The sequence below is a fragment of the Sphingomonas adhaesiva genome, from assembly GCF_002374855.1.
In the GTDB taxonomy this organism is placed as follows: domain Bacteria; phylum Pseudomonadota; class Alphaproteobacteria; order Sphingomonadales; family Sphingomonadaceae; genus Sphingomonas; species Sphingomonas adhaesiva.
In genome coordinates this window covers 379012-394233 of record NZ_NWVC01000003.1, presented here as the reverse complement: position 1 = coordinate 394233, position 15222 = coordinate 379012, and the positions used below count along the sequence as shown (strand labels likewise).

At 71.4% G+C, this 15222-nt stretch carries 15 protein-coding genes; 11 read left to right on the top strand and 4 right to left on the bottom strand.

Translation table 11 applies throughout. From position 1 onward, the window contains the following. Window positions 1-16: 16 nt before the first annotated feature. Window positions 17-763 carry a FadR/GntR family transcriptional regulator gene (locus COA07_RS09185; RefSeq protein WP_066713138.1) on the top strand — a complete coding sequence of 249 codons (747 nt, stop codon included), beginning with the start codon at window positions 17-19 and terminating at the stop codon, window positions 761-763. A gap of 21 nt (window positions 764-784) precedes the next feature. On the opposite strand, the gene COA07_RS09180 is transcribed toward COA07_RS09185, so the two are convergent. Beyond that, window positions 785-2992: a penicillin acylase family protein gene (locus COA07_RS09180; protein WP_096640833.1), complete on the bottom strand. Its 2208-nt coding sequence runs from the start codon at window positions 2990-2992 to the stop codon at window positions 785-787. A gap of 95 nt (window positions 2993-3087) precedes the next feature. Here COA07_RS09180 and COA07_RS09175 point away from each other — a divergent pair, with 95 nt between their 5' ends. After that, window positions 3088-4455, top strand: coding sequence for a M24 family metallopeptidase (locus COA07_RS09175; RefSeq protein WP_066712295.1), 1368 nt, complete (start codon window positions 3088-3090; stop codon window positions 4453-4455). Window positions 4456-4468: 13 nt separating this feature from the next. Here COA07_RS09175 and COA07_RS09170 read toward each other — a convergent pair whose 3' ends face one another. Beyond that, complete coding sequence (locus tag COA07_RS09170; protein ID WP_066712311.1) at window positions 4469-5347, bottom strand: SMP-30/gluconolactonase/LRE family protein; 879 nt, start codon at window positions 5345-5347, stop codon at window positions 4469-4471. Between the two features lie 81 nt (window positions 5348-5428). On the opposite strand from COA07_RS09170, the gene COA07_RS09165 reads away from it, so the two are divergent. Together COA07_RS09165 and COA07_RS09160 are read left to right on the top strand one after the other, a co-directional pair. Next, window positions 5429-6313, top strand: a complete 885-nt coding sequence (locus tag COA07_RS09165; RefSeq protein WP_066712305.1) for a 2-dehydro-3-deoxygalactonokinase — start codon at window positions 5429-5431, stop codon at window positions 6311-6313. After that, window positions 6310-6936, top strand: coding sequence for a 2-dehydro-3-deoxy-6-phosphogalactonate aldolase (locus COA07_RS09160; protein WP_066712308.1), 627 nt, complete (start codon window positions 6310-6312; stop codon window positions 6934-6936). The genes COA07_RS09165 and COA07_RS09160 overlap by 4 nt, the downstream gene beginning before the upstream one ends. 29 nt (window positions 6937-6965) lie before the next feature. Here COA07_RS09160 and COA07_RS09155 read toward each other — a convergent pair whose 3' ends face one another. After that, window positions 6966-9173, bottom strand: coding sequence for a xanthine dehydrogenase family protein molybdopterin-binding subunit (locus tag COA07_RS09155; protein WP_096640831.1), 2208 nt, complete (start codon window positions 9171-9173; stop codon window positions 6966-6968). After that, entirely contained in the window at window positions 9170-9625 is a 456-nt protein-coding gene (locus tag COA07_RS09150; RefSeq protein WP_066712067.1) for a (2Fe-2S)-binding protein, read from the bottom strand. Before COA07_RS09150 ends, COA07_RS09155 begins: the two co-directional genes overlap by 4 nt. A gap of 173 nt (window positions 9626-9798) precedes the next feature. Here COA07_RS09150 and COA07_RS09145 point away from each other — a divergent pair, with 173 nt between their 5' ends. The 7 genes from COA07_RS09145 to COA07_RS09115 all read left to right on the top strand — a co-directional run bounded on the left by COA07_RS09145 (window position 9799) and on the right by COA07_RS09115 (window position 15187). Continuing rightward, window positions 9799-10458 carry a TetR/AcrR family transcriptional regulator gene (locus COA07_RS09145; protein ID WP_066712069.1) on the top strand — a complete coding sequence of 220 codons (660 nt, stop codon included), beginning with the start codon at window positions 9799-9801 and terminating at the stop codon, window positions 10456-10458. Between the two features lie 92 nt (window positions 10459-10550). Further along, window positions 10551-11705, top strand: a complete 1155-nt coding sequence (locus COA07_RS09140; protein WP_066712071.1) for a hypothetical protein — start codon at window positions 10551-10553, stop codon at window positions 11703-11705. 57 nt (window positions 11706-11762) lie between these two features. Next, window positions 11763-12929, top strand: a complete 1167-nt coding sequence (locus COA07_RS09135; protein ID WP_245842086.1) for an amine dehydrogenase large subunit — start codon at window positions 11763-11765, stop codon at window positions 12927-12929. Window positions 12930-12931: 2 nt separating this feature from the next. Next, a complete protein-coding gene (locus tag COA07_RS09130; protein ID WP_096640829.1) occupies window positions 12932-13471 on the top strand; it encodes a MauE/DoxX family redox-associated membrane protein in 540 nt (179 codons plus the stop codon). A 6-nt stretch (window positions 13472-13477) separates the two neighbouring features. Continuing rightward, window positions 13478-14080, top strand: a complete 603-nt coding sequence (locus tag COA07_RS09125) for a thioredoxin domain-containing protein (protein ID WP_066713903.1) — start codon at window positions 13478-13480, stop codon at window positions 14078-14080. A gap of 26 nt (window positions 14081-14106) precedes the next feature. Next, entirely contained in the window at window positions 14107-14652 is a 546-nt protein-coding gene (locus tag COA07_RS09120) for a methylamine dehydrogenase light chain (protein WP_066713900.1), read from the top strand. 4 nt (window positions 14653-14656) lie between these two features. Beyond that, the gene (locus COA07_RS09115; RefSeq protein WP_245842085.1) at window positions 14657-15187 is read left to right on the top strand and encodes a cytochrome c family protein; all 531 of its coding nucleotides are present in this window, start codon (window positions 14657-14659) and stop codon (window positions 15185-15187) included. The last annotated feature ends 35 nt before the right edge of the window (window positions 15188-15222 follow it).

The following is a 15222-nucleotide window of genomic DNA, read 5'->3' as shown; positions in this document are numbered from 1 at the left end:
CGGATATGTAGGGGTGATGACGCTCCCGACCGCGGCCGCCACCGGCCACGCCCCCTCCGACGGCCGCAACCTGACGGCGACGATCGTCAACGACCTGGGCCATGCGATCGTCACGCAAAGCTATCGCGCCGGCGCACCCTTCCCGACCGAGGCGGAATTGTGCGAACGCTTCAACGCCAGCCGCCCCGTCCTGCGCGAGGCGGTGAAGATGCTGACCGCCAAGGGGCTGCTGGTCGGGCGCAAGCGCGCGGGCACGATCGTCCAGCCGGAGGAGCGGTGGAACCTGCTCGATCCCGATGTGCTGCGCTGGATGCTGCAACGCGATTTCTCGATCGACCTGCTGATCGACTTCACCGACATCCGCCTGGCGATCGAACCGCGCGCCGCGACGCTGGCGTCGCATTCCGCCACCGGGCCGCAGCGCGCGCGCATCCTGGCGGCGATCGACCGGATGTTCGCCGCCGATCGCGGCGAGGAGGACGCGCTGGAGGCCGATATCGCCTTCCACATCGCGGTGCTGGAGGCGAGCAACAACCGCTTCCTGCGCCAGTTCACCGACCTGACCGAAACGACGCTGCGCTTCTCGATCCGCCGGACCAACCAGTACAAGGGCGTGCCCCGCGCCAGTTCGCGCGACCACAAGCGCGTCGCCGATGCGATCGTCGAGGGCAAGGCGACGCTGGCGGGAGAGCGGATGTACGAACTGATCCACGACGCGCTGGCGCTGCTGCTGGTCGCCGGCAACCACCCGCTCCGGCCGTGACCGCCTGACCGCGCACGCGCCTCAGCCGCCGCACGCGCTCGCCGCGGTGGCGATCCTGCGCGGCGCCTCGCCCGGGCGCGGCTGCCCGGGGTGATAGGCGACGCCCGCCACGCCATCCAGCGGGACCGGGCGCAACGTGCCGCTGGCATAGCGGTTCGCCTGGTCGTCGAAATGCGGTGACGCCGGGTCGCCGCTCTGCCCGCCGGCCGATACCGTCCAGGCATGCGGGCCGTCGGGCGCGAATTCCACCAGCGCCACGAAGCTGTTGCCGCTGGTGCCGTAGAAGCACCGCTGCCCCGGCTGGCGTTCGACCGAGAAGGCCGCCAGCGATCCGAAATTGCCGGTGGTGAACGGCACGGGCACGCTGGGGCGCCGATCGTCGAAATGCGGGCGGATCGCGCCGTCCAGCCGCTGGAACCGGTTGATCCTGCCCCAGGCGACGCGCCACCCGCCGTGTTCCGCGGTCATCGCGGCGACCGCATCGTCCAGCGCCGCCAGCCGGTCGGCATCCGCGGTGGCATTGGCCAGCCAGTCGAAGATCGTGCGGTGCGCGGCCTCTGCCTTCGGCCCCTCGCGCCGCCACAGCGCTTCGCCCCAATAGGCCGCCAGCGACATCGGCTGCGATTCGAGGCCCCAGCGCCGGTCCCAGCCGGACAGCATCGCGACCGGCGCCGCCAGCCGCGCGCGCAGCGGCGCGCCCGCCGGCAGCGCGTCCCACGCACGCCGCACCGCCGGGATCTGCTGGTCGAAGAACGGCAGGAACGGATCGAACGCCAGGTCGCGCAACGCCATCGCGGTGAATTTCCGCGTCCCGTTCAACAGCGCGGTGGCATGGATGCCGCGCGGGTTCTCGCCGAACTGGTCCATATAGGCCGGGAAGGCGGCAGCGCGCGGGCTGTCCGCCCCCGCCGCGCCCCATGGCGCATTGTTGGTGTTCATCACCCACCCGCTGGCCGGCCGCACCGCCTGCGGCAGCTCGTTCAGCCGGTGCAGCCCGCGCCACGCGGTCGCCGGGTCGCTGCCGTCGACCGGACGGGTATAGTCGAATCGCGCGTCGCGCACCGGCACGAATTGCGGGTGCAGATACGCGATCGTGCCGTCGGCGGCGGCCAGGATGGTGTTGTTCGACGAATTGGCCTTGCGGTCCGACGCGCGCAGATACGCGTCCAGCGTCGTCGCCTTGGTCCGCAGCCAGCTCTGCTCCAGCGCGGCCTGCCGCGCGTTCAGCATCGCCACCGCGATCCAGCGGTCGTTCTCCGCGCGGATCACCGGGCCGTGCCGCGTCGCCAGCGTCGTGAACGATCGCGGCGCCAGCGTGCCGTCGGGGCGGCGCACCTGCAGCGTCACCGTCCGCTGTACGAAGGGGCGCCACTGCGCGCCGTCGCGCCAGCGCAGCGCGCCCCCGCGCCGCGCCACCTCGACCGCGAATTCGTCGATATTGTCGACCCCGCTCGACGTGTGCATCCACCCCAGCCGGCGGTTGAACCCCTGGTAGATGAAGTACTGTCCCCAGGTGGCGGCGCCGTAGACGTCCAGCCCCTGGTCGCTGCGCACCTGCTGTTCCGACCGGAAGAAAAACGAGGTGTGCGGATTGATCCACAGCAGCGGATGGCCGCTGGCGCTGCGCTGCGGACCGATCGCAATGCCGTTCGATCCCTTCGGCTCGACCATCCGGCCCGCATCGCTCGCGGCGAGCTGCGCCGCCGCACCGCCATGGCCGTAGAAGGCCGCGAGCGGGTCGAGCGCGACCCCGCGCTCGATATCGCCGCCGATGCTCCCTTCGGAAAAGGCGAGCGCCATCCACGGTTCGAACCGGGTCAGCCGCTGCGGGCGGACGGCGGGGTGGGTCGCCAGATAATGGTTCAGCCCCGCCGCCCATGCCTGCATCAGCCGTCGCGACCAGTCGGGGCTGCGCCGGTACGCCGCCTGCAACGCCGCCGGATCGACGAACAGCCGCTGGCGCAGGTCGGCCCACAGCGCGCTCTCGCCCTCCACCTCCGCCAGCCGGCCCAGCGCGACCAGATAATTGCGCTCGATCCGCGGGAAATCGTCCTCCGCCTGGGCGTAGATCATGCCGAACACCGCGTCGGCGTCGCTGCGTCCGTGGATATGCGCGATGCCGGCATCGTCGCGCACGATCGTCACCGCATCGGCGTACGGGGGTGCCGGGGGCCGCGCATCCGCCGTGCCCGCCGCGACCGCCATCATCGCCCCAGCCCACCACCGCATCGCGCTTCCCCTTTTTGACTTGCAATTATGTCATATATAATATCATGCAGCGGTCAATCATCCCACTGATAGCATCCCGTTGGAAGGGGCCAGCCATGACCATTCGCCTGACACCGGTCGCCATACCCGATTTCGGCACCATCGACGAACCGCCCGCGCTGCCGCCGGCGCGTTATGCCGCGCGGTGCGATGCGGCGCTGGCGGCGGCGGGGACCGACTGGCTGGTCGTCTATGCCGACCGCGAGCATATGGCGAACGTCATGTTCCTGTCGGGGTTCGAACCGCGGTTCGAGGAGGCGCTGCTGCTGCTCGGTCCCGGCGGGCGGCGGATCGTCGTCACCGGCAACGAATGCGTCCCCTATGCCGAACGCGCGCCGCTGCCCGGCCTGACGGTGCGGCTGGCGCAGACGATGAGCCTGCTGGGCCAGGACCGCAGCGTCGCCCCGCGGCTGACCGACGTGCTGCGCGACGCGGGGCTGGCGCCCGGCACGCGCACGGGGATCGTCGGGTGGAAGTATCTGGCGGCGGAGGAATGGGACGACGGCCTGCCCGCGCCCTCGTTCCTGCCCGCCGCCTATCACGCCGCGATCGCGCGCGTCGTCGGCGCCGATGCGGTGGAGGATCGCACCGCGGTGCTGCTCCACCCCGAAACCGGCCACCGCTCGATCATCGATGCCGATCAGATCGCGGTGTTCGAGGCGGCGGCCGCGCGCGGCTCCGCGATGGTGTGGTCGGTCCTGTCGCAGCTGCGCCCCGGCGACCGCGAGCGCGATGGCGCCGCGCGGATGGGCTATCACGGCGATCCGTTCAACGTGCACATGATGCTGGCGTCGGGCGGCGCTGCCGATGGCGGGGTGATCGGGCTGGCCAGCCCCGGCCCACGCGTCCTGCGCAAGGGCGACGGCGTGTCGACCGCGGTCGGCCTGTGGGGCGGGCTGACCGCGCGCGCGGGGCTGCTGGACGATGCCGACGACGCCTTCGTCGCCACCGCCGCGGATTATTTCGCGGGGCTGGTCGAATGGTATCGCGTCGCGCGCGTGGGCACGCCGGGCGGCGAGCTGCACGACGCGGTCACCGGCACCCTGGCGCGCGGCGGGCTGCACTCGCTGCTCAATCCCGGCCATCTGACCGGGCATGAGGAATGGTCGCACACCCCCGTCCGCCCCGGCTCGACCGAGCGGCTGCGGTCGGGGATGCATGTGCAGGTCGACGTCATCCCCACGCCGATGCGCGACGGCTGGGCGCTCAATTGCGAGGACAGCGTCGTGCTGGCCGATGCCGCGCTGCGCGCCGAGCTGGCCGATCGCCACCCGGCGGTGATGGCGCGCATCGACGCGCGCCGCCGCTTCATGACCGATACGCTGGGCGTCGCCGTCGACGAAACCGTGCTGCCGCTGTCGTCCGTGCCGCTGTGCCTGGCGCCGCTGTGGCTGAAGGCGGATCACCTGTTCGTCCAGGAATGATCCGTTACCCGGATCACCGCCGCAGCCGCGCCAGCGGCAGCGGCCGCCCCGGCACATCAACGTCGAACGCGAACACCGCGCCCGCCTCCGGCTGCGCGGCCAGCGCCGCCGGGTCCAGCCCCAGCCGCGCGGTCGTGGCAAAGGCGGTGCGCAGGTCCGCGCCGCCGAACGCAATCTTCGTCACCTGCGCCGCCGGCAGCCGCACCTCGCGCAGCAGCGTGCCCGCCGGATCGTAGCAGCGCGCGCTCCATCCGCCCCACATCCCCAGCCAGATGTTGCCGGCCGCATCGGTGCTGACCCCATCCGGCGTGCCGTCCGCCGGGTCAATCGTCACCAGCACGCGCCCAGCGCCGGTCGTCCCGTGGCCCGTCACCGGCACCGCGTGGATCGCCCCGCCCAGCGTATCGACATGGTACAGGGTCGATCCGTCCGGAGACACCGCCGGGCCGTTGGTGATCGTCACCGGCGCGATTCCCGTCACGGTCGCCTGCGCGCCGTCCCAGCGATGCACCTGCCCGGTCGCCGCGCGCGCGGCATCGTCCATCGACCCGAACCATACCACGCCGTCCGGCCCGACCGTGGCATCGTTCAGCCGGTTGCCGGGACGATCCGGCTCCACCGCGCACAGATGGGTGAAGGCGCCGGTCGCGGGGTCGAAATGCGCCAGCCCCGTCTGCAGCCCGGCCAGGAAGCCGCCGCCCTCCGCCGGCAGTACCCAGCCGATCTGCGCCGGTGCGGGCCACGATCGGTGCGCGCCATCGGCGGGATCGACGCGGTGGACCGCCGGCCGCTTGATATCCACGAACCACAGCGCCGCGTCGCGCGTGTCCCACACCGGCCCTTCGCCCAGTTCCGCCGCGCCGTTCCACACCGTCCGCGCCCGATCCGCCATCATCATCCTCTCTTGTCCTGCGCCATGCGTTGACGATACAGCGCTGCACGATAATGTCATATAAATAACCGGGGCAAGGTGATGATCGGCGAAGTGATCGCGGTGGATTGGGGAACGACCAACCGGCGCGCCTACCGGCTGGCGGCGGACGGGCGCGTGCTGGCCGCGATACGCGACGATCGCGGCATCCTGTCGCTGACCCCGGCGGACTATCCCCCGGCGGTGGCGGCGCTGCGCGTCCGGCTGGGCGATGCGCCGGTGCTGATCGCGGGCATGGCCGGATCGACGCGCGGCTGGCGCGAGGCGCCGTATGTCGATGCCCCCGCCGATCTCGCCGCGCTGGCCCGGGGCGTGGCGCCCGTCGCACATGATGTGGCGATCGTGCCGGGCGTCGCGCTGCGCGGCCAGCGGCACGACGTGATGCGGGGGGAGGAGGTGCAGGCGCTGGGCGCCGTCGCCGCGGGACTGGCGCCGCGCGATGCGCTGTTCTGCCAGCCGGGCACGCACAACAAATGGATCGCCGTGGCCGATGGCCGCATCCACCGCTTCGCCACCGCGATGACCGGGGAGCTGTTCGCCCTGCTGCGCACGCACGGCATCCTGTCCGGGATGCTCGACGCCGCCGCCGTCGACGGTGCGGCGTTCCGCGACGGCGTGGCGCGCGGCGCGGGTGCGACCGATCTGCTCGATGCGCTGTTCGAAGTGCGTGCGCGCGTCCTGCTCGGCGCGCTGTCGCCCGGCGATGCGGCATCCTTCGCCAGCGGCGTCCTGATCGGCGCGGACGTCGGCGCGCGCGGCGATCTGGCGGGGCGCACCGTCCATCTCCTCGCCAGCGGCCCGCTCGCCGCGCTCTACGCCGCGGCAATCGGCCTGCGGGGCGGCGATGTTCTCGCGATCGACAGCGAGGCCGCGTTCACCGCCGGCATCCACGCGCTCCACGCCCTGCTTCCGGGAGAAGCCCAATGACCGATACCGACCGCGCCTTCGATCGCGCCTTTGCCGCCTGCCCGCTGGTGGCGATCCTGCGCGGGCTGACCCCGGCGGAGGCGCCGGCGATCGGCGACGCGCTGGTCGCCGCAGGGCTGACCCTGATCGAGGTGCCGCTGAACTCCCCCGATCCGTTCGACAGTATCGCGCTGCTCGCCCGGCGGCTGGGGGACCGCGCGATGATCGGCGCCGGCACGGTCCTGGCCCCCGACGACGTCACGCGCGTGCGCGATGCGGGCGGCACGCTGATCGTGTCGCCCAACACCGATGCCGCGGTGATCCGCGCGACCCGCGCCGCGGGACTGATATCGCTGCCGGGCTATTTCACCCCCAGCGAGGGGTTCGCCGCGCTCGCCGCCGGTGCCAGCGCGCTGAAGCTGTTCCCGGCCGACGGCACCACCCCCGCCTTCCTGAAGGCGCAGCGCGCGGTCCTGCCACGCGACGCGCGTATGCTGGCGGTCGGCGGGGTCGCGCCGGACAATATGGCGACATGGCGTGCGGCGGGCGCCGACGGTTTCGGCCTGGGATCGAACCTCTACCGCCCCGGCGCAACGGCGCAACAGGTCGCGGACGCCGCCGCCCGCTACGTCGCCGCGCTATAGCGAGGCTCGCGTGGCGGGACGCCGCCCCGCTACGCCAGCCGCAGCGGCAGGCTGCGCAGCCGCCGGCCGGTCGCGTCGAACACCGCATTGGCGATCGCCGGGATGACCGGCGGCAGCGCCGGCTCGCCCAGCCCGGTCGGCGCGGCATCGGACGGGACGAACGTCACGTCGATCGCGCGCGGCGCGCCGTCGATGCGCAGCAGCGGGAAATCGCCGAAATTCTCCTGCGTCGCCGCGCCCGCCACGACCTCGATCTTCTGCCCCGCCAGCGCCTGCGCGATCCCGTCGATGACCGATCCCTGCACCTGATGCACCGCGTTCAGCGGGTTGATGACCTGGCTGCCGACGTCGCCGGCCACCCACACCTTGTCGACCTGGATGGCCGCGCCATCGACGACGGTGATGTCGACCACCTCCGCGAAATAGCCCGCATGGCTGAAATAGAAGCCGAAACCACGGCCCTTCCCCGCCGTTCGCGCACCCGGCCTTGCGCGGCCCCCCGTCCAGCTGGCGCGGGTGCACACCGCGTCGATCACGCGGCGCGCGCGCCCGGTGTCGAACGCCGCGCCGCGTTCCGGCGGGGGCAGGGTGCGCGGCGCGCCCAGCGTGCGCCGCAGCAGATCGGGCAGATCGCACCCCGCCGCGAGCGCCACTTCGTCCAGGAACCCCTGGAACGTGAACGCCATCGCATTGCTGGTCGGCGCGCGCAGCCAGCCGGTCGGCATGGTGGTGGGCATGTACGTCGCGCCGTAATGGACCGCCGGCACCAGCTGCGCCGGAAATTCGAACGGCGACATTTCCGCGGCGATCGCCGGCTCGCCATCCTGCCCGAAGCTGACGAAATGATCGGTGATCGCGGTGATCGCGCCGTTCGCGTCCAGCCCTGCGGTCAGGCGGTGCCACCCCGCCGGGCGATAGCAATCGTGCCGGATGTCGTCGGCGCGATCGTACAGCAGCTTCACCGGGCGCCCCGGCACCGCCTTCGCGATCAGCGCGGCCTGTACCATATAATCGTTCATCAGCCGCCGGCCGAACCCGCCGCCGATCCGCGGCATGTGGATCGTGATCGCCTCCGGCGCGATGCCCAGCGCCTTGGCGGTCGCCTTGCGCCCCGCCGCGGGCGCCTGGCTGGGCGCCCACAGCTCCAGCTTGCCGTCGGCGAACCGCGCGGTGCAATTCTGCGGCTCCAGCGTGGCATGTGCCAGGAACGGATAGTCGTAGCGCTCGGTCACCACGCGATGCGCGTCCTTCAGCGCCGCGGCGGCGTCCCCGCTGCGGTACAGGTCGTGGCGCGGTGCCGCGTCCAGCAACGTCGCGGCCGTGCGTTCGTAGCTGGCGGTGGCATGGTCCCCGCCCGCCGCCGGGCGCGCCCAGGTGATCGCCAGTTTCCGTCGCGCCTGCGCTGCGGTCCACCAGCTGTCGGCCACCACTGCGACCGCGTCATCCGCGCCGCCCGCCGCCGCCAGCCCGCTGTTCAGCCGCACGACCGCCACGACGCCGGGCATCGCGCGCACCGCGGCATCGTCCAGCGTCTTGATCGTGCCGCCGAACACCGGGCTGATCGCGATCGCGGCATGCACCATGTCCGGCAGGTCGGTGTCGATCCCGAACAGCGGCTTGCCCGCGACGATCGCGGGCGTATCGACGCCGGGCTGCGCGGTGCCGATGATGCGGAAATCCTTCGCCGCCTTCAGCGTGACGGTCGCCAGGTCCGGCGCGGGCAGCCCCGCCGCACGGGCGGCGAACGCGGCATAGGGCGCGCGCCGCCCGCTCGCCGCGGCCACCACATATCCCCGCTCGGTGGTCAGCGTGGCGACGTCGACGCCCCATTCGGCGGCGGCGGCGGTCAGGATCATCTGCCGCGCGGCCGCGCCGACGCGGCGCATCGGCAGCCAGTTGACCGGCGTGGCGCGGCTGCCGCCCGCCACCTGCGGGCCATAGAGCGCATCGTTCGCCAGCGTCTGCTCGATCCTCACCTGCGCCCAGTCGGCGTCCAGTTCCTCCGCGATCAGCATCGGCAGCATCGTGCGGATGCCCTGCCCGATCTCCGGGTTCTTCGCCCCGATGGTAATGGCATTGTCGGGCGCGATCCGCACGAAGGCGTTGAGGACGCCCGGCGCCCCCGCCCCCACCCCCTGCGCCGACAGCGGCACGCACGCGTCGAAGGCGAGCACCGTCCCCCCCAGCAGCGACACCGTCAGGAACCCGCGCCGGTCCAGATGCGCCGCCGCGCTCATGCCGCCGCCGCCTTCGCGATCGCCGCGCGGATGCGCAGATAGGTCGCGCAGCGGCAGATGTTGCCGCTCATCGCGCTGTCGATCTGCTCGGGCGTCGGTGCCGGAATCTGCGTCAGCAGCGCGGTCGCCGACATGATCTGCCCGGCCTGGCAATAGCCGCATTGCGGCACGTCCAGTGCCACCCACGCCTCGCTCACCCGCCGCCCGATCGCGGTGGTCGCGACATGCTCGATCGTCGTCACCGCCTTCCCTTCGATCGACCCGACCGGCGTCTGGCAGGACCGGATCGCCTCGCCGTCCATCATCACGGTGCACGCCCCGCACAGCCCCGCGCCGCACCCGAACTTGGTACCCGGCAGCTTCATGTCTTCACGCAAGGCCCAGAGCAGCGGCTTGTCCGGATCGACGTCGATCGTGCGCGGCATACCGTTGACCGTGATCGTCACCGACATCGGCATCCCCCGTTCCGCACCGCCGACACGCCCCCCGGCCCCCGCCGGTCGCTGCGATGCAAAAGAAATGCTGGACGCACTTCAAGATTTCGTCAACCCGCGGATACTTGTGGTGGTCCGCGCCGGGGTCTAGAAAGGTCCGCCGTGCCCCCGCACGTGCTTGAGTTTCCGGCATGAATTCCACGACCACGATCGCACGCCCCGGCATCTACGCCCGCGGTACCGAAACGGTGGACACGATCCTGCGCGCCGCGCTGGACCTGCTGATCGATGAAGGGGCCACCGCCTTCACGATTCGCCGCATCGCCGCGCGCTGCGACATGAAGGTCGGCAACGTCAGCTATCATTTCCCGCGCAAGGAAATGCTTGTCCAGGTGATGCTGGACGACCTGATCGACAGCTATTCGCGGCTGCTTGAACGCACCGTGCGCATCCCGGCCGTCCCGGCGGAGGAACAGCTGCGGCTGCTGATCGTGCTGTGCCTGGACGATATCCGCGGCAAGCGGACGACCCGGCTGTTCTCCGAATTGTGGGCATTGGCCAACCACAGCGACTTCGTCGCCGACCGGGTGCGCATCTTCTACCAGCGCGTGCACGATTATATCGGCGAATATGTCGCGCTGCTCAATCCCGCGCTGTCCCCGGAGGAGGTACACACCGTCGCGCTGTTCATCAGCGCGTCGATGGAGGGGACCACGCCGTTCGCGGGATATGAGAAGCCGTGGGCGCACAAGATGCCCGCCCTGACCGCACTGGCGGCAAAGTCGCTGGTGGAGCTTGCCAAGACGGTCACGTCGCGCGACATTGCCGGCCTTCCCGCGCGGCTCGATTGACGGCGCGGGGCGAAACGACATGTAGTGGGGCGTTGCAGGGGATGATCTGAACGGCGGGCGTCGCAAGGCGCGCATCGCTGTTGGGGTCGCCGATGAACCACGCCACGTCCCGCGCGCCGATCGGCGCGATCGCCGCCGCCGCGCTCGCCTGCCTGCAACCGGGGATCGACCCGGTGTTCCTGACGCTCCTGTCCGATGCCGGCGGGCTGGATCCCGACGCGCACGGCTGGGTCGTGGGCGCGACGCAGGGAGGGATGGCGGCGGGCGCACTGCTGGTCTGGCGCTTCGGGGCCAAGCTGCCCGCCCATATCGCCGCCCGGGCGGCGCTGGCGGCGACTGCGCTGGCGCTGCTGACCGCGGTCCTGGACGCCGGCCTGTCCGCCCTGCTGCTCACACGCGCGCTGTTCGGCACCGCCACCGGCATCGTCTATACCGATGCGATGAGCGGCGCGGCGGCGCGCCGCCCCACCACCGCCTATGCCGCCGTGTTCCTGACCCAGTTGCTGCTCTCCGCGCTGGTCGCGCTGGTGCTGCCCCCGGTGGCCCACGCCGCCGGTCCGCGCGTCGCGCTCGCGTTGCTGGCGGCCCCCCCCGCGACGGCGGCGCTGATCGCCGCACCATTGAATCCGCGAGTACGCGAGCGCGATCCGGGGGTGGCGGGCGCGTCGCCAGTGTCCGCCGCCGCCTGGGCGCTGGCGCTGGCGACCATCGCCTTCATCGCCGCGACGATGATGATCTGGAGCTCGGCGGCCGCGCTCGCGATCGCCAGCGGGATCGCGCCGGATACGATCGGCGTGGCGGTATCGGCGGGGTCGGTCATCGGCGCCGCCACCGCGCTGGCGGTGCTGCGCGATCGCCGCGTCGTGCCGCTGCCGTTGACCGGCGTGCTGGCCAGCGGCGGGCTGCTGGCGCCGCTGGTGCTGACGCCGCCGGGTCAAAGCGGGCCGTTCGTGGCCGGCATCCTGCTGCTCAATATCGGATCGACCGCGATCATCATCCGCTGTTCGGGCGCGGCCAGCGCCGCCGGGGACGGCGCGCTGTTCCGCCGCTTCGTCGCTTGCACCCACCCGCTGGGAATGATCGCCGGCCCGCTGATCGGTGCCGCGCTGGTCGGGGTCGCCGGGTCGGCCGGACTGGTCGCTGGCGCGGCCGGCGCGCTGGCGCTGGGCTGCGCGGCGCTGGTCGTGGCGGCGCGCCAGGCGGCGGTGTTTTCGCAGGTGCAAAAAAATCTCTTCGGCCCCGCTTGACGAAAACTGGACACATGTACAGACTTTGCGGCGATCGACGGGGGGACGGGCGAAATGATGACGATGCTTCGGGCGACGGCGGCCAGCGTGATCGCCGCCACCGCTTTGCTGGCCGGCGCCACGGCCGCACCGGCCCAATCCGCTCCCGAGCTGCAGCCGGAAACGTCGGATACGATGCGGGCCGATCCGCCCAATCCCAACTGGTTCTATGTCGAGGGCGGGTGGGACTCGCCGGGCACCAGCATTTTCGACGGGCTGACCGGCAAGATGAAGGGGCTGGTCGATACCGCCCGGCTCACCGATTTCGCGATCGACCCGGCCGGCCGCTATTATTACGTCGCCGAATCGCTGTGGAGCCGCCGCGACCGCGGCACGCGCCAGGACATGGTCACCGTCTACGACACGCGCGACATGAAGCGTCAGGCGGAAATCACCATCCCCGGCCGCATCCTGATCGGCGCGCGAAAGAACAATTTCGTCATCAGCGACGATGGCCGCTGGGCGTTCGTCTACAATCTCGATCCCGCCTCCTCGGTCAACATCGTCGATCTGGCGGCGCGCAAGTTCCGCTCCAACGTCGAACTGCCCGGCTGCGCCAGCATGATGCCCAATCCCGGCATCGGCTTTTCCGCGCTGTGCTCCGACGGGTCGCTGGCGACCGTCGACGTCACCGGGAAGAAGCCCGCGATCACCCGCACCGCGCCGTTCTTCCAGGCGACCGACGATCCGATCTTCGACAATTACGCCTATGATCTGGCGAAGAAGCAGGCGGTGTTCCTGACCTACACCGGTCTTATTTACACGGCCGCCATCGCCGCACAGCCGGTCGTGGCGCAGCCCTTCTCGATCCAGGCCGCCGCCGGATTGCGGCCCGGCGATACGAAGCCGCTCGACGTCAACTGGATGCCCGGCGGGCGCCAGCCGATGGCGCTGCACCGGCCGTCCGGGCACATGTTCGTGCTGATGCACATGGGCGAGATGTGGACGCACAAGGAATCGGGGACCGAGATCTGGGATGTCGACCTTGCCGCCAAGAAGGTGGTACGCCGCCTGCCGCTCAAGGAACCGATGAACAACATCGCGGTGACGCAAACCGCCGCCCCGCTGCTGTTCGTTGACGGCGAAGGGCGCAAGGGCTGGATCATCGACCCGGCCACGGGCGAGAAGAAGCACGAGATCGAGAACGCGGGCGGCGGCGTCATCACCGTCGTCGATCCGTCCTGACCATGGCGGGCGCCGACGGTCTTGCCATTGCCGGGCTGGCCACCTCGATCGGGGCCGGGCTGGTCTTCGCGGTCGCGGGGATCGGCAAGCTGCGCCACGCCGCGCTGATGGACGGCGTGGTGGCCAATTACCGGCTGCTGCCGCCGGGGCTGGTGGCGCCGGTGGCGCGCCTCCTGCCCTATGCCGAACTGGCGATCGCGGCCGGGCTGCTGTCGGGCATCCGCCCGTGGCCGCAATGGCTCGCCGCCGCGCTGCTCGCGGTGTTCGCCGCCGCGATGGCGGTCAATATCCGGCGCGGGCGCACGCATATCGATTGCGGCTGCGGGCTGTCGGCGCTCCGCCAGCCGCTCGATCGCCGGCTGGTGGTGCGCAACCTGCTGCTCGCCGCCGCGCTGCTGCCGGCGGCCTTCGCCGCCCGCGTCGACGGCGCGGCAGGCGTGGCGGTCGCGGGCGCGGCCGGGACGACGCTGTTCCTGTTCTATCTGGTGTTCAACGCGATCGGTGCGCTGTCGCACCGGCCGGCGACCGCCCTGGGGAGGTAATCGACGATGATGACGGCATTGATGGTGTCCCAGATCCTCTCCTGGCTCCTGATCCTGGCGATGGGGTTCGCGCTGCTCGCGCTCGCGCGGCAGGTCGGCGTGCTGCACCTGCGCGTCGCGCCGGCCGGGGCGCTGACCACCGCCGGGGGGATCGGTGTCGGCGATCGTCCCGCCGCGATCGAGGCATCGCTGCTGGGCGGGGGCAGGACCGTGGTCGGCGGCGCGGCTCCCGGCGCGGGGCTGCGCCTGTTGATGTTCGTGTCGGCGCAATGCCCGCTGTGCAAGGGGATGATCCCGACCGCGAAGTCGTTCGCGCGCCACGAACGGGTCGCGCTGACCTTCGTCGGCGACGACGACCCCGCGGCACAGCGCGCGCTGATCGCGCAGCAGGGGATCGACGCCTATCCGTTCGTCAACGGGCCGGAGGTGGGCCAGGCGTTCGGCGTGTCCAAGCTGCCGTTCGCGGTGCTGCTGGATGCCGACGGCACGGTCCTGTCCAAGGGGCTGGTGAACAGCCGCGAGCATCTCGAAAGCCTGATCGTCGCGCATGAAATGGGGATCGCGTCGGTCCAGGACTATATCGCCACGCTGAAGGTCGAGGCGGCCTGAACGGCGCCAAACGGGGGATTGGGCACATGAAGCTTTTCGACGCCGACGCCATCGGGGAAACGATCCTGCGCAGGCTGGCCGGGCGCACGTCGCGCCGCGGCATCCTGTCGCGCGCCGGGCTGGCGCTGGTCGCCGCGCCCGTGTTCCCGCTGCTGCCGGTCAGCCGCGCACAGGCGTCCAAGCCCGATCGCTCGGCAGAGGCCAAGACCGCCTTCGCCCGCAACGCGCAGTCGAAGGACGATACCAAGTGCGATTACTGGCGCTATTGCGCGATCGACGGCGCGCTGTGCACCTGCTGCGGCGGCGGCATCCACAGCTGCCCGCCGGGCGCGGAGCCGTCGCCGGTGTCGTGGGTGGGCACCTGCATCAACCCGGATGACGGCAAGGCGTATCTGATCGCCTATCGCGATTGCTGCGGAAAGCCGGCATGCGGCCAGTGCGGGTGCGACAACACCGATCGCGAAACGCAGCTGTACACGCCGCAGCTCAACAACGACGTCATCTGGTGCTTCGGCACGTCCAGCATGGAATATCACTGTTCCACCGCGGTGCTGGTCGGCGCGGCGGGCTAGGACGATGCGCGGCGTCGGCGCGGCGGGGCGGCGGCTGGCCGCGTTGGCGGTGGCCGCCGCGATCGTCGGCGCCGCGGCGGCCGCGACCGCGCCGCCCACCCGCGCGCTGCCCGCGGCGATCACCGACCCGGTGCTCGCACGCTCCGACTATATCGAACATTGCGGCGGGTGCCACGGCGTCGACGGCCGCTCCGCGCCCGCGCAGGTGCCCGAACTGCGCGACCGCGTCGGGTATTTCATGTGCACGCCGGAAGCGCGCGCCTATCTGGTGCGGCTGCCCAACGTCGCGCACAGCCGCATCACCGACAATCAGGAACTGGCCGATCTGGTCAATTTCGTCGTCTTCGGACTGGGCGGCGCCAGCGCCCCCGCCGATGCGCAGCCCTTCTCCGCCGCGGAGGTCGCGCGCGAACGTCGCCTGGCGCTGTCGGCCACCTCGCTCAAGGCGGAGCGCGCACGTCTGGTCGCCGCCGCGATCCGCCGCTGCGGTGCGCCCGCCTCGCTACGGCAATTCTACGCGCCGGCACGCGGTTGACGCAGGCGCCCTTCGCACCCGCACAATCCGCTTGA

What these genes read in the sequence shown, in the direction of transcription:
- COA07_RS09175 (WP_066712295.1), top strand. Translation starts at nt 3,088, where the DNA reads ATGACCATTCGCCTGACACCGGTCGCCATACCCGATTTCGGCACCATC.
- COA07_RS09130 (WP_096640829.1), top strand. Translation starts at nt 12,932, where the DNA reads ATGGCGGGCGCCGACGGTCTTGCCATTGCCGGGCTGGCCACCTCGATC.
- COA07_RS09125 (WP_066713903.1), top strand. Translation starts at nt 13,478, where the DNA reads ATGATGACGGCATTGATGGTGTCCCAGATCCTCTCCTGGCTCCTGATC.
- COA07_RS09180 (WP_096640833.1), bottom strand. Translation starts at nt 2,992, where the DNA reads ATGCGGTGGTGGGCTGGGGCGATGATGGCGGTCGCGGCGGGCACGGCG.
- COA07_RS09115 (WP_245842085.1), top strand. Translation starts at nt 14,657, where the DNA reads ATGCGCGGCGTCGGCGCGGCGGGGCGGCGGCTGGCCGCGTTGGCGGTG.
- COA07_RS09150 (WP_066712067.1), bottom strand. Translation starts at nt 9,625, where the DNA reads ATGTCGGTGACGATCACGGTCAACGGTATGCCGCGCACGATCGACGTC.
- COA07_RS09140 (WP_066712071.1), top strand. Translation starts at nt 10,551, where the DNA reads ATGAACCACGCCACGTCCCGCGCGCCGATCGGCGCGATCGCCGCCGCC.
- COA07_RS09145 (WP_066712069.1), top strand. Translation starts at nt 9,799, where the DNA reads ATGAATTCCACGACCACGATCGCACGCCCCGGCATCTACGCCCGCGGT.
- COA07_RS09185 (WP_066713138.1), top strand. Translation starts at nt 17, where the DNA reads ATGACGCTCCCGACCGCGGCCGCCACCGGCCACGCCCCCTCCGACGGC.
- COA07_RS09165 (WP_066712305.1), top strand. Translation starts at nt 5,429, where the DNA reads ATGATCGGCGAAGTGATCGCGGTGGATTGGGGAACGACCAACCGGCGC.
- COA07_RS09155 (WP_096640831.1), bottom strand. Translation starts at nt 9,173, where the DNA reads ATGAGCGCGGCGGCGCATCTGGACCGGCGCGGGTTCCTGACGGTGTCG.
- COA07_RS09160 (WP_066712308.1), top strand. Translation starts at nt 6,310, where the DNA reads ATGACCGATACCGACCGCGCCTTCGATCGCGCCTTTGCCGCCTGCCCG.
- COA07_RS09170 (WP_066712311.1), bottom strand. Translation starts at nt 5,347, where the DNA reads ATGGCGGATCGGGCGCGGACGGTGTGGAACGGCGCGGCGGAACTGGGC.
- COA07_RS09120 (WP_066713900.1), top strand. Translation starts at nt 14,107, where the DNA reads ATGAAGCTTTTCGACGCCGACGCCATCGGGGAAACGATCCTGCGCAGG.
- COA07_RS09135 (WP_245842086.1), top strand. Translation starts at nt 11,763, where the DNA reads ATGACGATGCTTCGGGCGACGGCGGCCAGCGTGATCGCCGCCACCGCT.